Here is a 24,042-nt window from a genome sequence, read left to right as displayed (position 1 = left end):
TGACATTGGGATTGCTAATGCCGCGATTGCTTGGGTCTCCCGGCCTGTTGGTGCGATAAATGCCGCCCGCTGCGGTGACGCCGTTCGAAAAGACCAGAGTGCTTGTAGGAATCGACCAAAGGTTTGAATTGGAGTGGACCCCACCGTTGATGATCATGTTAGGGCTAGGATTGATTTCGAGGTCGAGATTATAAAAGATGGCGAATTCGAAGAGAGGAATTGATTCCGGGGCAACCAGTTGAGTGGTGGTGGATGAAATGCCAGGGTTGGAAGCGAGCTGAGCTTTGGAAGCAATTTCGTAAATGGATTGATAACCCGATAGACCCTGGAATTGGCCAGCAAAGGTTGCGTACTGCGAGGGTTGCTGGTTAGTTACGCTCGTTCCTGTCGATCCATTGTCAGGGCTGGAGAAGGAATAGTTTGTCCAGTAGGCGTTATCGGTGTTGAGCGGTCGGAGAGAGCGGTATAGAGAAAGGTTTGTGGAAACCCGGGCATCGCCAGATTGAAGGAAATCGGTCGACATTTGGGAAAGCACTTTTTCCGTGGCAGCTTCGGCGGCAGCGGCGGCACGGTAATGATCATTGGGGCGGTCTGCATCGAGAGCGGACAGGGCGGAGCCAGCCGCGAAAGTGGAATGGTTGGAAAGCCAGAGCATGGCGAACCATCAGGCAAGCACTCGAAGCGTGCGAACGAAAACGTGATTCACTCTCATAGGGAGATTCAAACGTTGGGATGAGCGGTTGATCATGGTTTCCTCATCCGGTAAAATTTCATGGTGGAAACAGGTTCTGGAACGATCACTTGCAAGCCATTGGTGAAAGGCATGGTCGGCACGGCAATCCAGTTGGTTGAGGATGAGAGATCAAAGCTGGATTCGAGCTGAAAGTTCGTGGCAGAGGATGGCCACGCGAGCTGAATTTGATTGCCCAGAAAATTCAAATGCAACACAGGAAATTCGTAAATGCGGAAGATGGCCGGCTTGCCACCACCACTGGCTGTTGTGGTGCCGTAGAGATAACCATCGCTGCCCTGAACGAGACCGCCGTAAGGATTTCCGCCGTCGGTGAAGGAGAAGGAATGTAGTGTGACGAGATCTCCAGAGTTTGTAAGTTTGAAAACCGTGCCAGCGCCGTCCGGTCCGCCCCATGCAGTAGTACCGTATAATGAGCCGTCAGCCGTGAGAAAAAGAGGAGCAAAAGGGGTGTTCCCGTTGGTGCCGGAAAAAGCGAAGAGAGTGATTAGGTCGTTATTTGTGGTGAGTTCAAAGATGGTACCGTAACCGGACGCATAAGATCCGGAGCCGGGGATGCCCCCAGCGGTGGTGGTGCCATAAAGATTTCCATCGCGATCTTGAATCAAACTGGCGTACGGGTTCGCGCCGTTGGTGCCGGAGAAAGAGGCAAGAGTTGTGAGAATCCCATCGGCAGTAATTTTGAAAATTGTTCCGTTGGTGCTGTCACCGCCACTGCTGGTGGTGCCATAGAACGCGCAGTCACTGCCTTGAAGCAGTCCCGCGTACGGATTCGCGCCGTTGGTGCCGGAGAAAAAGGCAAGAGTCGTGAGGATGCCATCCGGGGTGCTTTTGAAAACTGTTCCATCGTTAGAATCGCCGCCGGTGCTGGTCGTGCCGTAAAAATTGCCATCGGCACCCTGGATGAGACCTGAGAAGGGATTGGCGCCATTCGTGACTGAAAAGGAGAAGAGTTGTGAGATGGAGCCGGAGGTGCTCAGCTTGAAAATGGTGCCGACATTATTACTACCACCATCCGAGGTGGTGCCGTAAAAATTCCCGTCGTTGGCTCGAGCAAGCGGACCATGAATTGTGCCAGCAGTAGATGGAAAGGAGGCAATAGTTGACAGAGAGCCATCAGGGCCGATATGGAAAAGTGTTCCTGTCCTATTGGTCAAATTGAGCGTGGTGCCATATACCTGACCATCACTGCCCGGGATTAGATAAGGTACGGTTTGAACTGAAGCGGGGGCAGGAAAAGAGGCTAGGGTGTCCAGTAGTCCATTGGTGGTAAGGCTGAAAACTGTGCCGGAGTTGTATGCACCACCAGAGCGGGTGGTGCCGTAAAGTTTGCCATCACTGGCGGGGAGCAATCGTCCGTAAGGTTGTGAACCGTTTGTGCCGGAGAATGAAAAAAGAAACGCAACGAAATCATTCGTATCCACGGTATAGATGGTGCCCTGATTGAACTGGCCGCCTGCGACCGTGCTGCCATACATTCTGCCGTCACTGCCCAAGGCTGGCGCGGAAAATGGGAAGGCACCCTGTGGATGCCAATTTGTGCCAGTGAAATCGGAGATTTGTGTGAACGCCCCGTCCTTCGTGAGCGAGTAGATGGTGCCCAGGTTGCTCATGCCGCCGCTGGTGGAGGTGCCGTAGAGTTTACCATTGGCACCGAGCGATAGGCCGCCGTAAGGTCGATCGCTGTAAAGCCTATAACCATTGGTCCCACTAAATTGAAAAAGCGAATCCAGAGAGCCGTCAGGATAAAGCCGAAAGCACATTCCGCCCGTTTGTGAAAAAGCTTTGACTCCAGCCATTCCATAGAAGTTGCCATCACTTGAGGGAAGCAGGCTGCCGTTTAGCGAAAAGCCACGGAGACCAAAGAAGGAGGTAAGATTGGTAAACGTGCCGGCGGGACTGATCTGGAAAAGTGAACCGTAGGTTTCTGTGGTGCCGTAGAAATTGCCATTTGTCCCACGGACGAGGCCGCCGTATGGATTGGCGGCTGGGCCATTACCGAAGTGATACAGGGTGATGAGTATTCCGGTGGTGGTCAGTTCGAAGATGGTTCCGCGGTTGGAATTGCCGCCGGCGTAAGTGGTGCCGAAAAGATTCCCGGCATCATCCATGGCGAGAGTGCCACGAGGGTAGGAGCCGTTGGCACCGGTAAAGGAGACGAGGGTGATGAGTTGGCCGGTGGAGGTTAGTTTAAAAATAGTTCCGAGTCCGCCTGTGCCGCCGGCGATGGTGGTGCCGTAGAAATCACCATTGGTACCTTGAATCAGGCTGTCGGTGGGATTGGCGGCATCGCGAGCGAAACCGAAAATCTCTTCAAAGGTGGTAGCTCGCGTGGCGGGGCTGAGGAGAAAAGTGACGAGGCTGAAAAGTGCGAGGTGATAAATTGATGGAAATGGAATTGAATACAGCCTGCGATTGAGTGATACGCCCGAGGCGCGCTTCGTTGGTTCGCGATTAACCTGTGTTTGCATTATTGGTGTAAGGGTTCCTTCCAATTTTAACGGGACAAGGTGAGCAGTTTGTTGGCCATTTGCATAGCGCATCGAAGAAAGTTGCACGATGTAGTTTATTCACAGGAATTGCGACCAAATCGCGTTGGGCAGAGCGGACTGAAGAGGAGTTAGTCAGAAGTGACTGTCCTGTTTTTGGGCAATGGCGTGTTTGTCGGCTGCTGGCAACGGCTGAGCACGGGAGATGGCAGTGTTCCAAAATAAATGTCGGTTTTTCTCTTTCGGCGGGTTCTGGTATGTAGATGGTGATGATGAGCGAGGATGAACAACTGCTGCGCCGATATGCGGAGGAAGGTTCTGAGCCGGCTTTTGGGGAGTTGGTGCGGCGGCATGTCGATCTGGTTTATTCGGCGGCATTGCGGATGTTGAATGGGGATTCGCACATGGCGCAGGATGTGACGCAGACCGTCTTTGCGGATCTGGCGCGGAAGGCGCACGGTTTGCCGCGGGGAATTTTACTTGCGGGCTGGCTTTATCGACATGCCTGCTTTACGGCGGCGAACGTGGTGCGCGGTGAGCAGCGGCGGAAAGCACGTGAACGCATTGCAGTGGAGATGAGCATGGCCTCTGATGAATCGACTTGGAAAGGAATTGCGCCGTTGCTAGAGGAATCGATGGAGCAGCTCGGCAAGAAGGAACGGGAGGCAATTGTTCTTCGATTTTTTAAGCAGATGGATTTTCGGTCGGTGGCGGTGGCCTTGGAGGTGGGAGAGGATGCGGCGCAGAAGCGGGTGAGTCGCGGGTTGGAGAAATTGCGGATGCATTTGAAGCAAAGGGGGGTGGTGGTTTCCAGTGCGGCGTTGGCGGCGATGCTGACAGCGGAGGGGGTGAGTTCGGCGCCGGTCAACCTGGCGGCATCGGTGACGGGAACAGCGCTAGCCAGCGCGGCGGCGGGCGGCGGTGTTTCGATAACCAGTATAAAGCTTATGGCGATGACGAAATTAAAGGTGGCGACCGCAGCGGTGGTGGCTGGTTTGTTGGCAGCAGCGGTTTGGCAATATCAAGCCAATGGAAAGTTGCGCAATGAGAATCGAACGTTGGCTGAGCGGGCGGCGCAAGTGGAGCAGTTGCGGGCGGAGAATGCGCGGTTGGCGGCGCAGCCGAAAACCGAACCGGGGTTGAACCAGGATCAGTTGAAAGAGTTGCTGCGGTTGCGGAGTGAGGTGGGAAGGCTTAGGAAAGAAGCGGCTGAAGCGGCCAAGGTGGAAGAGAAAAAGGCCCAGACTGCCCGGCAGGAACCGCAGCAGAAAAGTGCTGAAGAGCAGGCTCAGCTGGAGAAATATGCGAAGTTGAGCCATAGCCAACAATGGGTGCTGACGCTCAGGGAGTTTGTCGGCGATAATGACGGGCAATATCCAACCAACTTTCAGCAGGTTCTGCCTTACTTAAGTGATGGTGACCCATACGCAACGGCTGCAACCACGAATCAGTTTGAGATTCTTTATAAGGGACTGAATAAAGATATTGCCAAACCTTCCGAGACGATGGTGCTGCGGGAGCGGGAGGCCTGGCAAAGTCCGGATGGTGCCTGGTTCAAGACATATGGTTTTGCGGATGGTCATGCCGAACTTCATAAAGCGGCGGATGGAAACTTTGATGCGTATGAGAATGAGCATATCCAGAGGACGGAGGAGAGTCGGGCTGCTCAGTAAGAGTTGCCGAAAGTGACAGGTGTATTTACTTAGAGTGATGCCTTGGTTTTCGGGAGCGGTTTGGCAGGGTGGAGGGTGAAGAGGGTAATGAGGCCGAGGGTGGCGGAGAGGGCGGAGACGGCGCAGACGCCGGGCCAGCGGAAATGAGTCCAGGCCCAGGAGCCGATGGCAGAGCCGAGCGAGCCGCCAAGGAAATAGGTAAACATGTAAACGGAGTTGAGGCGGTTGCGCAGCGCGGGGTGCAGGGCGTAGATGCGGGTTTGGTTGGAGATGTGGCTGCCCTGGACTCCGGCATCCATCAAAATAACACCGATGGCGAGCGTGACGAGAGAGGTTCCCGCAAATCCCATGACGGCGAAGGAGAGAATAATAAGGAGAAGCGCGGCACCATTGACGAGGCGGGCTTCGTAGCGGTCGGCGAGGCGTCCGGCCAAAGGAGCGGCGAGTGCACCTGCGGCACCGAATAAACCGAACATGCCTACGGTGCTGCTGCCGTATTTGCCGGGGAGACTTTCGAGATGGAAGGCGAGGGTGGTCCAGAAAGCGCTGAAGCCGGCGAAGCTGAATGCGCCGATGAGGGCGTGCCGGCGGAGGATGGGCTCGGTGCGAATGAGGTGGAGCAGGGAGGCGAGCAATTGTCCGTAATGGAGGTTGCGTTGTTCCTCGGGACATTGTTTGGGCAGAACGCAGACCAGCAAGATGGCAAGAGCGAAAACAATTCCGGCGCTGATGAAATAAACAGCGCGCCAACCGACCAGCGTGTTGAGGAATCCGCTGAGCGTGCGTGACAGGAGAATGCCGATAAGCAGTCCACTCATGACGATGCCGACGACGCGCCCACGGTTTTCCGCCGGCACCAGACCTGCGGAGTAGGGGACAACGAGTTGAGGAGTGATACTGATGGTGCCAAGCAACAGGCTGAGCGGAACCAAAAGGGGCAGGCCGGGGACATTACCAACGGCAACAAGCACCAGGGCTGAGGCGGCAGTGAAGGTCACGATAAGACGACGACGTTCGAAGATATCGCCCAGGGGAACCAGCAGTAGAAGTCCAAGGGCATAGCCGAGTTGAGTGCAGGTGGCGACCCGGGCAGCGGCACCGTAGTTGACATGGAAAGTTCCAGCGATGGCACCGAGGATGGGCTGGCAGTAATAGATGTTTGCGACAGTGATGCCGGCGGTGATGGCGAGCAGGGCAATCAAGACGGGATGAGGGGGGCGTGAAGACACAATCAAAAGTGGAGTTTCAAGTTTCGAATTGCGAATGAATGGGTGTTAACCACGTTGGAGATTACTATCAAATGTCCAGAGTCGATGGTAAAAAAAACATGCTACCTTCCAAAATCCCTCCCGCCATCCGGAAATTTCTTTCGGCATTCGGTATAGGCGGCGGGGCCAGCTCAGGCAAGCTGGTCCATTGTATGATTCGAATGCTTCCGTGCTGGCCGGTGAACAAATTGGCGTTCTCATCCATTCTCGTTGCCCTTCCTGCTTCAAAGCGTGTCACATGAAGATGTAAGCGACTAATGAGAGGTTATTCAGTAAGATGTTTCCGGCATCAATGCCACCTAACTCCAGCCCGATCCCATAGAAGTTTCCAATTTATGAGCGCAAAACGCGCGTTACGTCCGCAGCCACTTGAGCTGGTCGTCGATGGTTTTTGAGCAAGATTCAGGTTTTGATTCGTTAGCTCCAGGGTCGTGTTCCTGAGGAAGTGTTCACTAAACTCTGACTCACCCATCTATGAAGAAATTCTTCGTCATCATTCTTGTGGCTGGCATCGCCGCGAGTTGTCTTTATTTTTTGAAACGCCCTCCCGGGTTGCCCAAGCCTGAAGTGACACTGCCGGGAAATGAGGTGCAACATGTCGCGCCCGTTCTAAAGGAAAAGCGAACGGTGAGCCAACCAGAGATTCCAAAGCTCGAGGCGGCGCCAGCGGTAGTTCTGGCAACGCAGGGCGATGCCGGCCAGAAGGAAACGGGGGACAAAACGATAATCCACACCAGCACGGATTTTGCCAAAGGACAATTCGACAACACAGCGGTGGATGGCAGCATTCATCTAGGCAACGACACGACTCCGACCACCTTCCAGAGTAAGTTCAAGCTCTTCGGACTATTCCATTCCCTCCCGGAGGATATTCCGGCCACGTTCGACATGGTGACGCCCAGTTACAAAGGCACCATTCCGGAAGGAAGCGCCCTGGAGTTTTCCTTTCGCACCCGGTCACCGGAAGGCAATTGGTCTACCTGGACCGAGATCGACGCCGAATCTCTGGGGAAGCCGGTCATGTTGGATGCGCCAGCCCTGAGCCTGCAGTACAAGCTGACTTTTTTTGCGAACGATTCCGCAAGCAGCCCGCAAATCACGAGTGTCACGATGGAAACCAGGAATACTGTGCCGAAGGCAGTGCCACTGGCCCAAGACAGCAATTCCGTCAGCAGCGAACCTAAACCATCCCAATGAGTGGAAGGAAAACAAGCCGATCCACGCATCAACCAGCACCCATCATCAGGAGAACAGAATGAAAACCAAAAAATCATGGTTCATTGCAGGAGGCGTATTACTGCTCTTGAACAGTCTCACCTTAACTGCATTCGCAGCCACCTACCGGGTTTACGCCACGCGCGAAGGCCTGGTGGGCGGTCAAACGGCCAACGGCCATATCATTGCATCACGCGATCATTTTTGCGCCCTGCCTTCGGGAACGGTGCTCAATTGCAACGGGTGCCGCAATTATACGGTGAATATTCGTTATCCTGGAAACGGGAGAACAGTCACCGGTGTGCCAGTGTGGGACATTGGACCATGGAATACGAAGGATAATTATTGGCATGCCCCGCGGGCGGAATTCGGCAACGTGCCGCTCGGTTTGCCGGAGTCACAGGATGCCTACCAGAATGGTTATAATGGCGGGCATGATGAGTTTGGAAGAGTGGTCGCCAATCCCGCGGGCATTGACCTGGCGGACGGAACGTTTTGGGATGATTTGGGGATGGTCAATAATGATTGGGTGGAGGTCACGTATAATTGGGAGCCCGATTGCAATTACCTGTTGGTGGGAGGGGCCATCAAGGTGCATTATGATGGGATGGGTGGTTGTGATTCCCTGCTAGGCGGACCACTGATTGGTGAAACGACAACGCCGGACGGGATTGGCCGATATAATCATTTCGCCAACCACGGCTCGATTTACTGGACCTCCGCTTATGGCGCCTGGTCGATCCATGGGTTGATTCGCGATCATTGGCAGGCGCTGGGTTGGGAAACAAGTGCCCTGGGATACCCGGTGACGGATGAAACGGGAACGCCTGACGGGGTTGGCCGGTATAATCATTTCAAGAACCCGCGACTCAACAACCAGGGTGGATCGATCTATTGGACACCAGCGTTGGGGGCGCATGAAGTGCATGGGGCCATTCGTGATTTCTGGGCGAATCAAGGTTGGGAACGGGGACCGCTGGGATACCCGACGAGTGATGAGTATGCCGTCAGCGTGGGACGCCGGAGCGATTTCGAGCACGGCACGATCACCTTCAACTCGACAACGGGGCAGACGACGAGCCCGTAAAATATTTCACACAGACGAGCGACGCTGATACGCGAGTATCGGCGTTGTTTTTTTACAGCGGTTGCCGGAGATGATTTGATTCGGGCAGAGGAACTCTGAACCCCTCACCCTTAATCACTCTCCCCGCTTGGGCGTGGCGAGGGAAATCCCAGAACGGTTCGGGCTCGCAGTTAAATTTCTTTCCGGCTCTTATTGCGCGGTTGAGGATGAAATATTGGGCGGGACTATCTGGCCATCGAAGGATAAATCCACGGCTGACCCATCCGTGGTGACATTCGGCGTCATGCCGACGGTATAGTTGGGTGTGGTCCGGTTGGGTTGGTTGCTGACTATGGATATTGTCGCTGCAGTTCCAGCGCGTGTTAATACACGTGGTGCGCTTTGGATCGATACTCCTTCAGTTTTCTTCAGTTCATTTATCAGGTTGGTGGCAGCCGCAGATTCGAGCAGGATTTGATGCGAACTCTCCTGACCATCCACTTTGAGCTGATCCATCCCAAACTGTGCCATTAATTCCTCGGAAATTTCGAGCACCATTGATTGAATTAGGACCGCCCGTGTCGGTCCGCCATCCTCGTGAATTGTCGGTGTCGTAATCAGCAAGGTGCGTTTGCCGGGTGTGATGGACCAACCTCCTGTCACCAGCGTTTGGCCGTTGCCCACACGCGCTGTGAAGTTTGCAGTGAACGGTTTCAGGGAATCATTATTGGTTGATGCCGGGGCTGGTTTTGGGGCTGACGCCTGGGCGATCGCCGGGGCATTTTTCAATTCGTTCCGGAGCCGCGTGGCTTCTCCGCGCAGGCGCAATAACTCAGACAATTGATCCCTGGCCAATCCGGATTGATTGGCTCGTGCCACCAGATTGGAAAGCCGCTCGTTTTCATTCCGCAACTCGCCCAACGACTGGTTTTGTTCCTGCAAGGCGCGATTCTCGGCACGCAGCTCACGGTTGTCTTTCGATTGAATGATGGAGGTGACGATTCCTGCGGCAACTGTGGCTGCAATGAGGGTGACTTTGAGTTTGGTCATAACAAGACTTTGAATGAATTTAAAGGCTGTGACGCCGCCAGCGCCGGTCAGACCGGCCGCCAGCGAAGTGGAAACGATGGTTGAACCGAGGCTGGCGGGTGCGGCCTGAACGCCATTGGCCATGATGGCCGCTGAAAGTGCGGATGCGGAGGTGGTGACGCCGTGGCGGGCGAGCGACGAGTGAAGTTTATCGAGCGCACGGGTCACACGCTTGCGAGCCGCGTCCTCGCCAGAGCCAAGAGCGATCCCGATGTCTTTCAGGGAACGCTGCTCGAAGAAACGGAGCAGCAGTGCATCGCGGTCGGCGGGGGCGAGTTGGTCGAGCTCGGCATCGAGCAGCGGACGGAGTTGTTCCCAATCGGGCGTGGGATCGGGATGCAGATTGTTCATGGCCAGGGCCTCCTGTTCGCGCGCCTGCCGGCGGCGTTCCTTACGCAGCAGGTCGAGCGCGGTGTAGCGGGTATCGCGATGAAGCCATCCGGCCAGCACGGCATTGCGGGGCAGGGAGTTTGCCTTGCGAGCCAGATTGATGAAGACCATCTGCGTGACATCCTCCGCAAGCTGGCTTGTGCGCACCTGTCGAAGCGCGGCGGAATAGACGAAGTTCAAATGCCGCGCGACCAGTTCCGCAAAGGCGTCCTGAGAATCGCCGTTCACGAACTGCGCGAGCAATTGGTGGTCGTCCAACATCATCTTCATATAACAGACGCCGCAAGCAGGGGAAACCGGACAGAAAATGTTTGCAGCATGCAAAGCTCAAGCTTTGCGTTGTCTGGTTAGAAACCATACGACAAGGGGGAATAACACGGCGATCACTGCGGCACCGAGCATGCCTGAAGTGACCACGGTGAACATGTCGTTATGGGAGTGGCCTTTTCCTTGGAGATGAAGAATGCGAGACGCGATTGCAGATCCGGCGAAAAAACCGGGAGCCAAACCTGCGGGGATGGCCAGGAGAATCATCAGCCAGCGTGAAAATGTTTTAAGAATCATGATGAAGGGATTCTGACTCCGTGCTTGGAAATTTCAGACGCAAAATCATTTCTCGGGGGCGATCATAGTGCTTCGACAGCTGATCGTAAATAAAGCAAACCTAAGTGATGGTTTTTACTCAGTGTTGGGAAGACAAATGAAATTGACTTCGAGTGCGAGCTAACCAAGCGTCCACTCACAATTTAAAATGGGTTTGTCCTCTTTTGATCTAGGTATTTGGTGGCGGATTTTTGAGGATGGATCTATGGTTGCCAAGCAACGGAATGCAGACCAATGAATTTAACCTGGGGGCAGAAGGTGCTCGTTATGTTACGGAGTCTTTAGACTTGGGAAGAAGTCTGTCTCATGAGCTGCTACATTTATTTGACATTGAAAAAGGACAAACCTTTTGTTTATTGGCTGCACCCGTGACAAAGGAGGCTGCGGTGCAGTTCGACACCGGAGGAAAGCTCGTCTCTCAGCCACCAATACCATTAAGCAGCGCTGATGGGATTAAAACTGGACTGAAAATTTCTCGTATCCCGGACTCAGACCCTGAGTTAGCTCGGCTGATTCACAAGTTTTTACAACTTGATCCAGGCCATGTTTGTTTATTTGAGGATTCATTGCGTAGGTCATTTGATCCATTTGAAGACCTCATAGGTTGCCATGTTAAAGGTAATAGCGATGAAGTCTACCACCTCCTTTTCTCGACAAGTAACGAAACCGAAATTCTGGAAATTATTAGGAAAGCGAAAGCCCCATTGCATATTGGATTACTGGCAAGTGTCTCCCCGGAACAAGTTGATCTCTTGAAATCCAGTGATGAATTTAATGACTTTCAATTGAAAGATATTGCAAGAAGCACCAGGACGATAGTCGTTGGTGCGTATGATTTAGAAGGATATGTTGTTTGGAATAGAGTTAGTTAGGAACCAGGTTCTTGAAGGTGCTGTCTTGTGGGCCCGTAGGGGTTGGCAATCCAAATTGTTTGGAATCGCAGGCCGAAGCGGGGATTCTTTTGCGGACCAGTTGCTATAATCAGGCCGGCCCAAATGGGTCTTAAGAGGGGCGCCGGTTTGTCTCAAGCGAGTTGAGTGCAATATTAGCAGTTCTGCACCGTTTCGCCTTGATCTGTAAGCGGAAATGGCGTTTCGAACAAGGGAATGCCCAATTTAAAGGAGTTCTTCCGGCGTCGTGGTGGGGAAGTTTGAGTCTCTATGCGATGAAGGAGAGTGGTGGGTGTTGGTGAGTCGCGGGACGCGTGCGCGGAAACCCTCGATGGGCTAAGTAGGATCTCCGACGAGGTTAGAATTCCGGCGAAGCGTCATTCCACCATCAATTGTTTGCTGGTGCGTGGGAGTGGAGTCGCCGGGCCGCGTGCGCGAGTCGAGCTGCGGGTTGGTTGTCAGTGGGGGCATATTTGATCCAACTTACGTTGTGATGCTACGAGTAAACAATTGGATGAAGGGGAGTTGGCGGGTGGGAATGCAAGGGGCAGTTTGTTGAATCAAATCTGGATTCCTGGGGCGGTGTCCATTATGTTGTGCGCATGTTCGAAGTTACCAAAACTGAATTGTCCAACGTTAGCGAGAAACTGGCCCACTTACGGAGGTTTCTTTGACGTCGCCAACGTACAAAAAAGATTAGGTGAGCTGGATTCCCTGATGGCGGGGGAGTCGTTCTGGAGCAATCGTGATCAGGCGCAAAAGTTGATTGATGAATCGAATTCGTTGCGCAAGAAGGTTGAGCCGCTATTGAAGGCGGAGAAGCAACTGGAAGATTACAAGGTAATGATCGAACTGGCCGAGGCTGAACCGGCTGCGGAACAGGAAAAGTATCAGAACGATGTGGACCGCGAACTGGTGGTTTTTAACAAGGAGCTCGAGAATCTCGAACTGAAGGTTTTTCTCAACGGTCCGCACGACAAGAACAATTGCATCCTGAGCATCAACGCGGGTGCGGGTGGGACGGAGTCGTGTGATTGGGCGAACATGCTGCTGCGGATGTATCAGCGCTGGGCGGAATTGCGCGGTTGGCAGGTGGAGGTGACGGATGCGCTGCCGGGGGAAACGGCGGGGATCAAGAGTGCGACGCTGCTGATTTCCGGCGAGAATGCGTATGGCTTTTGCAAGGCGGAGCGCGGGGTGCATCGGTTGGTGCGGATTTCGCCGTTCGATTCGAATAAGCGTCGGCACACGAGTTTTGCGAGCGTGGATGCGATTGCGGAAATCGAGGAGGAGGGAGAAATTGCGATTCCTCCGAATGAATTTCATGTGGATACGTTTCGTTCCGGCGGCAAGGGTGGTCAGAACGTGAACAAGGTGGAAACGGCGGTGCGGATTACGCACATACCGACCGGGTTGGTGGTGGCGTCGCAGACGCAGCGTTCGCAGCATCAGAATCGCGCGACGGCGATGAAGTTGTTGTTGTCACGGATTTTCGCGCAGCGTTTGGATGCGCAGAAGCAGGAGATGGAGCGTTTTTACGGTGAGAAGGGGAGTGTGTCGTGGGGTAACCAGATTCGTAGCTATGTGTTTCAGCCGTATCGCATGGTGAAGGATTTGCGCACGGGCGTGGAGACGAGCGACGTGCAGGGTGTGATGGATGGTGATTTGGATCCGTACGTGAATGGCTGGTTGCGGGCCGGGTGTCCGAGCAAACGAATGGCGGGTGTGCGGGATGAGGAGGAATAGGAGCGCATGAACATTCTCGATACCATTGTGGAGCAGAAGCAGGTGGAGATTGCGCGGCTTCCGAAGCGGAACATTTTGGCAGATGACCTGAAGGCGGCGTTGCAGGCGCGCGGGGGCGCAAGAGATTTTGCGGGAGCTTTGCGAAAGCCGAAGTTGGGCAAGGTGGCTTTGATTGCGGAGGTCAAAAAGGCGTCGCCATCGGCGGGTGTGATTTGCAAGGATTTTGATCCGGTGCGGATCGCGAAGGCGTACGAAGCTGCTGGTGCGAGTTGTTTGTCGGTCTTGACGGATGAGAAGTTTTTCCAAGGATCGCTGGAGTATTTAAAGCAAATTCGCGAAGTGGTGAAGCTGCCGTTGTTGCGCAAGGATTTTATCATTGATGAGCGGCAGATTCTGGAAGCGATTGAATGGGGGGCGGATGCGATTTTATTGATTGTGGCGATTTTGAGTGATGCGCAGTTGAAACACTTTCATGAGCTGGCGACGCAGGCAGGTTTGACGGCGTTGGTTGAAGTACATGATGAAGTTGAATTGGATCGGGCGCTGGCGGCGGGTGCAATCGTGGTGGGCGTGAATAATCGAGATTTGAAAATTTTCAAAGTGGATCTCGGAACGACTGAGAGATTGGCCGCGAAACTTCGAAGTGCGACGGGTGGGCAGAGCAAATTATTAGTGGCCGAGAGCGGGATTCATACGCGCGCGGATGTGGAGCGATTGGAGAAGTGTGGGTCGGGAGCGATATTGGTGGGCGAGTCGCTGGTCAAGCACGGGGACATCAAAGGCAAGGCAGCGGAGTTGCTGGGAGTCTGATTATTATTGTTCGTAGGCTTTGCCGGCGCGATAGAGTTCGAGACGTTGCGCGGCGGCATCGGCCAAGGACCTTTGATTATTTGCGACTGCTTGTTCTTGAACTTTTTGCGCGGTTTTGATGGCATCATCGAATTGTCCGATCCGGGCATAGGCCACGTCGAGGATGGAGAGAAACGTCAGGCTTTTGTCGCTGAGCTCGTAAGCTTTTTGGGCCAATTGAAGGGCTTCAGGACCGTTGCGCAGTTCGGGTTGGGGGCAGGAGGCAAGCAACGATGCGAGATTGGCCAAGATCTTGGGAGAGTCGGGTTGGAGTTTTTCAGCATAGCGCAGGTTTTGGATGGCAGGGCCGAATTGCCTTTGGCGGACGAAAATGCCTGCCAGTCTTCTAAGAGCCTCATAATCGGTGGGTGCGAGGCGGACGGCTTGGGAAAAATGGGCTGCTGCTTCATCGAGTTTCCCTTGTAACTCCAAGGTGGCTGCAAGGGAAAAATGGGCAAGTTCATTGGTCGGTTGCAGTTCCACAATGCGTTGAAAGTGTCTTTGTGCTTCCGAGGTATTTCCCTGTTGAGCCAGCAGAATCCCCAATTGTTGGCGGGCCGGGATGAAGTCGGGCGTTATTTCGAGGGCGGACTGATAGTGAGCGATGGCGGCGGTGAGGTTGCCCAGCTTCTTGTAACATTCACCCAAAAGGTAGCGGGTGTCCGGCAGGTCAGATTCCACACGCAGTTCGGCGTTGAAATAACTGATGGCCTCGCGGGTAAGATTTAATTTAAACAGGACCAATCCCAATCGATGGTTGGCATCCAGCAAATCGGGTTCCACGCGCAATGCTTCCCTATATTGATCGGCTGCTTCAGGAAGCTTTCCCTGATCGAAAAGTGCGTTGCCCAAAAGAAGGCGCGTGACGGCATACCGTGGGATTTTATTTTTGAGGGCGGCGTTGAAATATTCGATTGCCTTTTGATAGTCGCCTTTGTCGGAGCAGAGCATTCCCATTCCCAGGAGGGCATGAGGTTCGTTGGGATTTATTTTGAGAGCCGCGCTGAATTCGTTGAAGGCCTCGTCATACTGCTTGAGTTCATGATAGGCAAAGCCCAAATTTTCGCGGGCTATTACATTGTCCCTGGTTACATCGAGGGTGTGTTTAAACAACGTTACGCTATTCTGCCATATTTGAAGTTGAGATGCGGTCAAAACTCCACAGGAAATCAGTATCAAAACAGCTGCGCTAGAGATCAGGGAATTTGGAAGTTTCAGGCTGGCTGCCATTTCACAAATCCCCCATGTCACAACGATGAACAATCCAATCAAGGGAATGTAGGTATAGCGGTCTGCCATGGACTGCATTCCCACCTGGACGAAACCAATGACCGGTATCAGAGTACCTACAAACCAGAGCCAACCCGCGAGCAGATAAGGATACCGACGCACCTTGAACATGACCGCGCTCAACACCATCAACAGGAATATGACGCTGCCGATGACTTGCAGTGCGGTCCAGTTTTGTAAAGGGTAGAGAACGGCGAGGTCGGTGGGGAAAACCATTTTCCAGACATACCGGAAATAGGCAACGGGAGCATTGTCGAAGCGTTGCAGAACGGAGATCCTATCCAAAGTAGCGACTGCGCCACTTCTTTTTTGGACATAAAATGTCACTGCGCATGAAATTACTGATAATAGAAGAAACGGTACCTTTTCCAAGAGCAGCCTATTCCAGTTCATCGGACGACAGACAGCCTTGGCGGTTGTCGGGACATTTGGTGAGGTAGTCGATTCAGGTCCCGGATTGAACAGGATAACTCTGTTGAGTGGCCAAAGATCCATTAACAACAAAACAAAAGGCAAGGTGACCACCATGGGTTTTGAGAGTAGTCCCAAAGCGAAAAGAAGGAGCGTCAGCAAATACTTTTTTCGGTCTGGTTTTTCAGCGTAGCGAACATAGGCGATCATCGTGAGCAGCCAAAATAAGGTGCTTAGGACATCCTTCCTTTCCGCAATCCAGGCAACGGATTCGACATGAAGTGGATGCCAGGCGAAAAGGGCTGCCACGAAGGCACTACGCCAGAGAAGCCCGGTTGTGCGGTTCAGAAAAGCAAAGAGTAGCAGTGCGTTCGCGATGTGAAAGAGCAAGCTGGTGAGGTGGTGGCCAGTCGGGTTTGCTCCAAAGAGACTGGAATCGATCATATGCGATATCCAGGTCAAAGGATGCCAATTGGAAGCGTGACCTGTGGTGAAAGCCCAGAACAGGTTTGAAGCCCGGATACCTGCTTTGACATGAGGATTGGTGGTTACATAGTCGGGATCGTCGTAATTTATGAAGCCATTGTGCAAGAGCTGAAAATAAATAATGAAAGAGCCCAGTGCCAAAACCAGGCAAACGATCCAGAATTGACGCTTTTGCTTTTGAGAGTCCATCTCAGCTGACAATCCATGCCAGAAAGCCACCTTTAACAAAAGGAAAATAGAGCGTGTAAACAGAAAAGCCGCCCTCGGTGGGCGGCTTCAATGTTAAGTCTCTGGTAGCGGGGACTATACCTTCACCCATTGCCGTTTTTTGGCGGACTCTTCGACAGCTTCGAGCACGCGTTCATTTTTGAGACCGTCTTCGAAGGTGGGTTGGACGGATTTGCCTTCAACGCAAGCGTTAATGAAATCGGCGATGGTATGTACAAAGGTGTGTTCATAACCGATGATGTGACCAGGAGGCCACCATTGGCCAACGTACGGATGAACGCCTCCGCCTTGGGTGACGAGGATGTCGCGGAAACCCATGCGATCGGCAGGATTCGTGTTGTCGAAGAACTTGAGGCGGTTCATGTCTTCGAAATCGAAGTGGAGAGAACCTTTGGAACCGTTGATTTCGATCTCGATGTGATTTTTGCGTCCGAGCGCGAAGCGGGTGGCTTCGAGGTTGGCGACGGCGCCGTTCTTGAAGCGGCCGATGAACAGGGCTGTATCATCGACCGTGACCTTGCCCATTTTCTTTCCCGAATTGGCAGCGAGGCCCTGGCCTTTGCCGCCGGCGTCCATAAGGGGGCGTTCCTTGATGAAGGTGTGCATGAGACCACAAACCTCCTTAAATTCGCCGACGAGGTAACGGCCGAGATCGATGATATGAGCATTGATATCGCCGTGAGTGCCGGAGCCGCTCACGCCTTTTTGCAGGCGCCAGACCAGTGGGAAGTCGGGGTTAACAATCCAGTCTTGCGCGTAACGCGCATGGTAATGGTAGATTTCTCCCAGGGTGCCTTCCTCGATCATTTTTTTGGCCTGGGCGATTGCGGGAATGCGGCGATAGTTATGGCACACCATGTTCACCACTTTTGCCTTCTTCACGGCAGCGACCATTTCGTCGCATTGCTTTACGTTGAGAGCAAGGGGTTTTTCGCAGAGAATGTGTTTGCCGGCTTTGGCAGCCGCGATGGCAATTTCGGCGTGGGAATCATTGGGGGTGTTGATGTCAATGATGTCGATATCCGGAGAATTAACCACAGCGCGCCAGTCGGTCGAGGCGTTTTGCCAGCCGAATTGCTTGCGGGCTGCTTCTACGTTGGCGGCATCACGGCCACAAATGGTGTGCAGCTCCACGTTCGCTTTAAGGGGGAAGAAATGCGGTGCCTGACGCCAGGCGTTGGAGTGAGCTTTCCCCATAAACCGATACCCGATCATGCCGACCCGTAATGTATTAGCCATAAAAGTAAAGTTGGTGTTGAATTAGACGATGCGGAGTTTATATAGTGGCAAGCGTTTTCAAGTCAACGGATGACTTCTTGCGAGGCGCCGGGGTCCGCCAGCAAAAAGTGGCGCTGTCAATCTGCTTTAGGAAGAATTTTGCGATGGTCCAGAGCAACGGGATTGGTTCGCACCATGAGGTGTGACGTCCAGCGGGTTGTTGATCAATTATTTTATTATGTCTTTTACTGCTGCTGAAATTGCCAAACACCTTCAAGGGGAAGTTCGCGGCGATGCTTCCATTGTTTTGAAGGGGTTTGCCCCGGCGGATCGTGCGCAACCCGGTGATCTGACATTTGCGGAGAATGATACTTATTTCGCGCGGGCGGAAACCAGCGCTGCCTCTGCCATTCTCGTTTCCGGCGACTTCAGTTCCAAGCTGAAGACCATCATCCGCGTGGTGAATGCGAGAGTTGCTTTCGCGAAGGTTCTGCCGCTCTTTTTTCCTGAGCCAACCTTTGCTGCGGGGATTCATTCCACCGCCATTGTGGCTCCCAGTGCCCAGGTGGATGCCACGGCGCATATCGGGCCGTATTGCGTAATTGGTGAGGGAGTGAGGATTGGGGCGCGCACTGTGCTTCAAGGAGGCAATCATGTGGGAGCAGCTTCACAACTGGGTGAAGATAATAATTTTTTTCCAAATGTAACCATTTATTCACGCACTCAAATTGGCAGTCGGGTGCGCATACATTCTGGCACGGTCATAGGTTCAGATGGATTCGGATACGTGTTTGACGAAGGCGCCCACCGCAAAGTGCCGCAAATTGGGAATGTGATCATTGGTGACGATGTCGAAATCGGAGCCAATGTGACTGTGGATCGTGGGGCATTAGGGCCAACCGTGATCGGGAAGGGGACGAAGATTGATAACCTGGTTCAGATTGCTCACAACGTCTCCATTGGTGAACACAGCTTGTTAGTGGCACAGGTCGGCGTGGCAGGTAGCTGCAAACTGGGTAACTACGTTATTTTAGGTGGTCAGGTGGGAATTGCGGGACATTTGAAAATCGGCAACCGTGTAACCGTGGCGGCACAAGCCGGGGTCATGCATGACATCAAGGACGGAGAGAAGTGGATCGGCTCTCCCGCGCAACCGGATCGCCAGGGAAAACGCCAGATGGTGGCCGTTCACCAGCTACCGGCACTGCTTCGCAGAGTGCGGGAAATCGAGAAGAAACTCGGGTTAAGTACGGATGAGCGCTCACAAGACAAGCTATAAATTTTTGTTTTGTAGTAGAAATTCATCGCTTTCTCATTGACCACAAGGGGGTCTTTATGACGTCATGATAGACCGTTGCCCACAGGCAACTAATCAGATGGCAAAAGTTTCGTTAAGAAACGGGAACGGAGTTCGTTCCCCCAGTACAACTAAATACGACGCACATCATACGGTCCTCTCAAAGACGTATGGTGCGCTCGCGGATCTCCGGCGGGAATTGGCTGATTCAAAAGCAGCCGTCGCCGGGCGTACCGACATTTTGACCCAATTCTCCACCTGCTCGGACTCCCAGCGCGCCTGGCTGTTGCTGGAGGATTATTTCGAGAAACTTTCCCTCTCCCGCAAAGACTTTGCCGGGGAGGACTGGTGGCCACGCCTGATGGCCGCAACGGGGAAGGCGCGGCTGGAACAACTGGCGTTTCTTTTCCTCCGCGCGCATCGCCCGCTGCCGACTGAATTGGTTTCCAATGCCAACCTGGATCATTTCGCGGAAGTCGAAGAACATGAGCAGGAGCAGAAATTGGTTCAGCAATTGGAGAACTGGTTGTTCCCGCCCACACCCACGCACCTTGATTCTCCGAGAGCTGCCTTGCGCGTGATTTGCCGCACGCAGCCCGATGTCGACCAACCCAGCCGATACCGGTTGGGAGTGCAATTCCATCTCTACCGCATACGCACCGGGGAAAAGCAAAAGACATTGGCAGAGTTAATCGAACTCACGACACGAGCTGCGCACGAACAGGAATTATTTTTGCCGGCTGACTGGGAGTTCATTCAATGGCTGGCGCAAACGCCATTTGAACGCCAGGATGGTGACGCCACGCTGATATTAACGGATCAGGAATTATTGCATTGGCTGGCGCGTTGGGGGCACGGAATGCGGTTGGAATCAGCCGAGGGAGATGGTCCGCTGAAATTTCATGGGCAGGTGGCAGAGTTGACCCCGCACCTGGAAAATGAAGAGACAGAACTCTCCTTCACCCATCGGCTGACGTTGCCTGGTGGAGAAGTGCATCCTCTGGCGGAGGTTAAATTCTTTTCCGGAAGACCGCCGCTCGCATTTCTCGCAAACACTTTTTATCTGCTGCGAAATGCCCCACCTCCATTGCTGCTGGAGCATTGGGCCAAGAAGCCTTCATTGCCGGTTCGCAAGCTAAGTCATCGCCTGTTGAAACAGTTGCGCAAAACCCGTTCCGTTCCCGGAGTGGATTGGGAACAGCTTTGCGTGGCGCACCCGGCAATGCCGCAATTTGTCTTTGAACTGCTGGATGATACCGTGCGCCTGCGGTTGCTAGCGTGCAGCGATCGCGATCACAGTGTCTGGATTTGGAACGGGCATGAATGGCAACCCAACGAGCCTAGAAAGTCCGCAAACGACAAGCCGGAAATCCTGGACGACCCGCGTTTGGAGCCTGTGACCCAGTGGCTTCGGCAACTCGATTGGTTCACACCAGAACCCGGGTTGTGGGTGGGAGATGCCAATGAAAACTTTTTAAACACTCTGGCAGTTGCCTGGCCGGATCGCCCGGTCAATGCCGAATATCTTGGCAATCCGTCGTTTCATCGGCTCTTCCTCCAGCCCCGTCAATTGCGTCCGCGCGTGGTGGTCAAAGGCAGCGGGATTGATTGGCTCGCCGTTTCTGCGGAATGGGAACAGGAAGGCATGAAGCTCACACCCGCCGATTTGGAGCGATTGCAAACCGCGACCGGCCGCTTCGTCAAGTTGCCGGATTCAGGCTGGGTCGAACTCGATTCGAAAGCCGTACAGTCGGCCCATGAAGCCATGGCCGATTTGGGGGTGGACGGATTAATTCCTGTGCCGCATCGCATTGGGATTGAGCAGGCTGCACATCTGGACGAAACAGGGTTGGAACGGTTTGGCGACACGCCACAGGCAAATGCACTCAAAGAACGGCTGAAAGAATTCAAAGGAACGCCTTCGACAGATGTTCCAGATTCGGTAAAGGCCGATTTACGCCCCTATCAGAAGGAGGGCTTTGATTTCCTTTGCCATCTCACCCAAATTAAGCTCGGCGGGATTCTGGCTGACGATATGGGATTGGGCAAAACCCTGCAGACACTTACCTGGATCGCCTGGCTGCGGGAACGCAATAGCAAGAACCCCAAGCCTTCATTGGTAATCTGTCCGGCCTCGGTGTTGCATAACTGGCGTCGCGAAGCTGAGCGGTTCACGCCGCATTTGAAAGTATTGGTTCTGGAGAGTGGGGCTGCCAGACACAACCTTCGCAAGCAGATTCCACAGCACGATTTAATTGTAACCAATTACGCCTTGCTGCGGCGCGACCTGGAAGCGTTGCAGAAGTTTGCGTTCGGCGCAGTGATTCTCGATGAAGCTCAATTTATCAAGAACCCCACGGCGCAGGTGACCCAATCGGTGAAACAGTTGCGTGGAGACCACACACTGGCCCTCACCGGAACGCCTTTGGAAAATCGCCTGCTGGATCTCTGGAGCATTGTTGATTTCGTGCAGCCCGGATATTTGGGAAACCAGGAGCACTTTGCGCAGACGTACGAACCCCGTGGAGAAGATGCGGAAAATGCCCAGCGCATCGCCCGGCGACGGCTCTCGGCGAAGTTGCGCCCCTTGATGCTGCGCCGCTTGAAACATCGCGTCGCCAAGGATCTGCCAGAGCGCATTGAGCAGCGTCGGGATTGCCAGTTGGGCGACGATCAGCGGAAACTTTATCTGGCCGAATTGCGGCGCAGTCGCGAGCAGGTATTTCAGACTGTGGCCGAGAAGGGACTTAGCCAGAGCAAGATTCATGTATTGGCTGCTTTAACGCGCTTGCGGCAGATTTGCTGTCATCCACAATTGGTCGGCAACGACGCACAATCCGGCAAGACCGAAACGCTTTTTGAGTTACTCGACCCGCTCCTGACGGATGGACAAAAAGTCCTGGTGTTCAGCCAGTTTGTGCAGGTATTGAAGATTCTCGAAGCCGAGTGCCAGCAGCGTCAAATCCGGACACATTTACTCACCGGCCAGACCAAACAGCGTCAGGAAGTGGTTGCTGCCTTCCAGAGCGATCCCAATGCTGCGGTTTTCCTTCTGAGTCTGCGAGCAGCAGGAACGGGGCTGAATCTTACCAACGCCAGCTACGTGGTGCTGTATGATCCCTGGTGGAATCCTGCGGTTGAGGCGCAAGCAATCGACCGTTCGCACCGAATCGGCCAGGTTAATACCGTCAATGCCTATCGCTTGATTGCTCCGGGAACGGTGGAAGAAAAGATTTGGGAATTGCAGCAGAGCAAGGCCCAGACCATCGCCGATGTTTTGGGTGAGGAAGGATTTGCCCGCAGCTTAACCAAGACGGATTTGGAATACCTTTTCTCAGAGGATTAATTTCGGCAGGGCAAATTTTCCAAGAGTATGGCGTAGATTCGCGTGTTTGGAATTCGTACAGCTCCAATCGCATGAAACTTGCAAAACTTCGAGCAACTGGGTCCTGTTTGGTAACTCGAACTCAATCCTGACCGAGATTCTTTTTCGGTGCCCTGATCTCCGCCCATAACGGTTCAAGATCGGGATCTTCCAGAGCCATTGATTTTACCTTCCCGGCGTCTCCCAATTCTGATGCCTTCTGCAATTGTGCCCGTGCCTCCTCCAACTTGCCGAGTTGAGCACAATAGCAGGCAAAATCATATCGGATAACCCAATCCTGGGGAAACTTGTCAATCGCAGGTGACATCTGCTCGTAAGCCTCCTGCGTTCGTTTGAGGAAGTGGAGGGCGACTGAACGGTGTTTCCAGGCAGTAGGGCGGTCGGGAGCGAGTTGAACCAGAACATTCCCTGTTTCCAGGCAGGCTTCCCACTTTTTGGCGCTGGCAAGGATGGCCCAACGCAATTCCAACACGTCAGGATCAGAACGAAGGGAGGGAGAAATTTGGTCCAACTCCTCGTTTGCTTCAGTAGGATTTCCCAGCTCCAGCCAACCGATCGCAGCCCGAAGGTGATGCTGATCCGGATAATCCAAATTTTTATTTTCCTGGCTCACTGCTATTATTTTACATTCGTTCCGTCAACAAACCCAAACAAAAGCAATCTGATTATCGTTATATTGAAAAGGTCACAATTATTCCGCCTGCTTGCAATTCTAATTACAACGGCACTTCTCGAAGTGAGAGAAAGAGACTTAATGGCTCAAATGTGCGGTGTTAGCAAGGAGCTAGGTTGGGAAAAATGGCTGTCCGACATGGATTCGAACCATGACAAAGGCCTCCAAAGGGCCTTGTGCTACCGTTACACCATCGGACAAACCGGAGTGAAATTAACTGGCTGAAGGCCTAAGCGCAAAGAAAATTTTTCAGGTTTCGCGTCAAAAACTTTTAGTTTTCGCGAAAAGGGCGTTTGCTCAGGGTTTTTAGGCCCTTGGATGAGAACTCCGCGGTTTCGAGCTGACAACTCGTTGGTTTTTGGTTATGATAAGGCAACATGGACATTCGTCCGGCCCAACGGACCGATGCCGCCGGCATTGCACACGTCCATGTGGATTGCTGGCGAAGCACTTATGCAGGGCTTGTACCCCAAGCTCATCTGGAAACTCTTTCTCATCAGCAGCGCGAAAAGGATTGGGATTCCTGGCTGGCTCCAAGTGGAAATATTCATGTATTTGTCGCGATCCAGGAGCATCAGATCGTTGGATTCGCATCCGCAGGGGCTTATCGCGGAGCGAATCAGGATTTTCAAGCCGAGCTGTACGCCATTTATCTGCTGCCAGAATACCATCGCAGAGGAATTGGAAGTCGATTAATCTGCGAGGCGATCCAAAAACTTCTTCAAGAACAAATGTTCTCAATGATTGCCTGGGTTTTTACCCGCAACCCCGCACGACAATTCTATGAGAAGTTGGGCGGAAAGCAGATCGCAGAGAAACTGGTGCTGGTAGGGGGAGCAAGGCTGCCAGCAGTTGCGTACGGATGGCAGGATGTGCGAGTGGTTTTGGAGCGTTGTGCCGGAAAATAATCCTATACCGAATGCCAAAATTAATTTCCGGAATGGGGAAATGAACCAGAATGGAAGGAGGCCATAAACCGGATGAACGTGGAGACCGAAAAAACCGGGCCCTTAGGGAGGAAGAAC

General features: G+C 53.3%; 17 protein-coding genes and 1 tRNA gene. 9 read left to right on the top strand and 9 right to left on the bottom strand.

The features are described from left to right. On the bottom strand, positions 1-655 hold a 655-nt coding region (locus tag CFLAV_RS29425), incomplete at its 3' end, for a hypothetical protein (RefSeq protein WP_007418578.1). Between the two features lie 89 nt (positions 656-744). Continuing rightward, positions 745-3,222, bottom strand: a complete 2,478-nt coding sequence (locus tag CFLAV_RS29420) for a choice-of-anchor tandem repeat GloVer-containing protein (RefSeq protein ID WP_160164685.1) — start codon at positions 3,220-3,222, stop codon at positions 745-747. A 287-nt stretch (positions 3,223-3,509) separates the two neighbouring features. On the opposite strand from CFLAV_RS29420, the gene CFLAV_RS29415 reads away from it, so the two are divergent. Beyond that, positions 3,510-4,913: an RNA polymerase sigma factor gene (locus tag CFLAV_RS29415; protein WP_040550724.1), complete on the top strand. Its 1,404-nt coding sequence runs from the start codon at positions 3,510-3,512 to the stop codon at positions 4,911-4,913. Positions 4,914-4,942: 29 nt separating this feature from the next. On the opposite strand, the gene CFLAV_RS29410 is transcribed toward CFLAV_RS29415, so the two are convergent. After that, positions 4,943-6,142 carry an MFS transporter gene (locus tag CFLAV_RS29410; protein ID WP_007418575.1) on the bottom strand — a complete coding sequence of 400 codons (1,200 nt, stop codon included), beginning with the start codon at positions 6,140-6,142 and terminating at the stop codon, positions 4,943-4,945. Positions 6,143-6,655: 513 nt separating this feature from the next. Here CFLAV_RS29410 and CFLAV_RS29400 point away from each other — a divergent pair. Continuing rightward, complete coding sequence (locus CFLAV_RS29400) at positions 6,656-7,378, top strand: hypothetical protein (RefSeq protein ID WP_007418573.1); 723 nt, start codon at positions 6,656-6,658, stop codon at positions 7,376-7,378. Between the two features lie 58 nt (positions 7,379-7,436). Continuing rightward, positions 7,437-8,483 carry an LGFP repeat-containing protein gene (locus CFLAV_RS37965; RefSeq protein ID WP_007418572.1) on the top strand — a complete coding sequence of 349 codons (1,047 nt, stop codon included), beginning with the start codon at positions 7,437-7,439 and terminating at the stop codon, positions 8,481-8,483. 189 nt (positions 8,484-8,672) lie between these two features. On the opposite strand, the gene CFLAV_RS29385 is transcribed toward CFLAV_RS37965, so the two are convergent. Next, the gene (locus CFLAV_RS29385; RefSeq protein ID WP_007418571.1) at positions 8,673-10,211 is read right to left on the bottom strand and encodes a sigma-70 family RNA polymerase sigma factor; all 1,539 of its coding nucleotides are present in this window, start codon (positions 10,209-10,211) and stop codon (positions 8,673-8,675) included. 57 nt (positions 10,212-10,268) lie between these two features. Beyond that, positions 10,269-10,505, bottom strand: coding sequence for a hypothetical protein (locus CFLAV_RS29380; protein WP_007418570.1), 237 nt, complete (start codon positions 10,503-10,505; stop codon positions 10,269-10,271). A 236-nt stretch (positions 10,506-10,741) separates the two neighbouring features. On the opposite strand from CFLAV_RS29380, the gene CFLAV_RS29375 reads away from it, so the two are divergent. The 3 genes from CFLAV_RS29375 (at position 10,742) to trpC (ending at position 13,990) form a co-directional block, all read left to right on the top strand. Continuing rightward, complete coding sequence (locus tag CFLAV_RS29375) at positions 10,742-11,416, top strand: hypothetical protein (RefSeq protein WP_007418569.1); 675 nt, start codon at positions 10,742-10,744, stop codon at positions 11,414-11,416. 620 nt (positions 11,417-12,036) lie between these two features. Then, a protein-coding gene (gene prfB / locus CFLAV_RS29370; protein ID WP_192812817.1) for a peptide chain release factor 2 occupies positions 12,037-13,180 on the top strand; the annotation gives its coding sequence in 2 pieces (ribosomal slippage) (positions 12,037-12,105 and positions 12,107-13,180; 1,143 coding nt in all). Between the two features lie 6 nt (positions 13,181-13,186). Next, positions 13,187-13,990 carry an indole-3-glycerol phosphate synthase TrpC gene (gene trpC, locus CFLAV_RS29365; RefSeq protein ID WP_007418567.1) on the top strand — a complete coding sequence of 268 codons (804 nt, stop codon included), beginning with the start codon at positions 13,187-13,189 and terminating at the stop codon, positions 13,988-13,990. 3 nt (positions 13,991-13,993) lie between these two features. On the opposite strand, the gene CFLAV_RS29360 is transcribed toward trpC, so the two are convergent. Together CFLAV_RS29360 and CFLAV_RS29355 are read right to left on the bottom strand one after the other, a co-directional pair. Continuing rightward, positions 13,994-16,405 carry a tetratricopeptide repeat protein gene (locus CFLAV_RS29360; RefSeq protein WP_007418566.1) on the bottom strand — a complete coding sequence of 804 codons (2,412 nt, stop codon included), beginning with the start codon at positions 16,403-16,405 and terminating at the stop codon, positions 13,994-13,996. Between the two features lie 114 nt (positions 16,406-16,519). Further along, positions 16,520-17,683, bottom strand: a complete 1,164-nt coding sequence (locus CFLAV_RS29355; RefSeq protein ID WP_007418564.1) for a Gfo/Idh/MocA family protein — start codon at positions 17,681-17,683, stop codon at positions 16,520-16,522. Positions 17,684-17,900: 217 nt separating this feature from the next. Here CFLAV_RS29355 and lpxD point away from each other — a divergent pair, with 217 nt between their 5' ends. Both lpxD and CFLAV_RS33400 read left to right on the top strand, forming a co-directional pair. Next, a complete protein-coding gene (lpxD, locus tag CFLAV_RS29350) occupies positions 17,901-18,941 on the top strand; it encodes a UDP-3-O-(3-hydroxymyristoyl)glucosamine N-acyltransferase (protein WP_007418563.1) in 1,041 nt (346 codons plus the stop codon). A gap of 97 nt (positions 18,942-19,038) precedes the next feature. Further along, positions 19,039-22,305, top strand: a complete 3,267-nt coding sequence (locus CFLAV_RS33400; protein WP_150107669.1) for a DEAD/DEAH box helicase — start codon at positions 19,039-19,041, stop codon at positions 22,303-22,305. Positions 22,306-22,426: 121 nt separating this feature from the next. Here CFLAV_RS33400 and CFLAV_RS29340 read toward each other — a convergent pair whose 3' ends face one another. Further along, positions 22,427-22,936, bottom strand: coding sequence for a tetratricopeptide repeat protein (locus CFLAV_RS29340; protein ID WP_237712481.1), 510 nt, complete (start codon positions 22,934-22,936; stop codon positions 22,427-22,429). 207 nt (positions 22,937-23,143) lie between these two features. Beyond that, positions 23,144-23,217, bottom strand: a tRNA-Gln gene (locus tag CFLAV_RS29335). Positions 23,218-23,394: 177 nt separating this feature from the next. On the opposite strand from CFLAV_RS29335, the gene CFLAV_RS29330 reads away from it, so the two are divergent. Further along, positions 23,395-23,925, top strand: a complete 531-nt coding sequence (locus tag CFLAV_RS29330; protein ID WP_007418560.1) for a GNAT family N-acetyltransferase — start codon at positions 23,395-23,397, stop codon at positions 23,923-23,925. The last annotated feature ends 117 nt before the right edge of the window (positions 23,926-24,042 follow it).

This window comes from Pedosphaera parvula Ellin514, from assembly GCF_000172555.1.
GTDB lineage: Bacteria > Verrucomicrobiota > Verrucomicrobiia > Limisphaerales > Pedosphaeraceae > Pedosphaera.
Note: the sequence above shows the minus strand (reverse complement) of the source record. Positions and strands in the feature narration are given on the sequence as shown.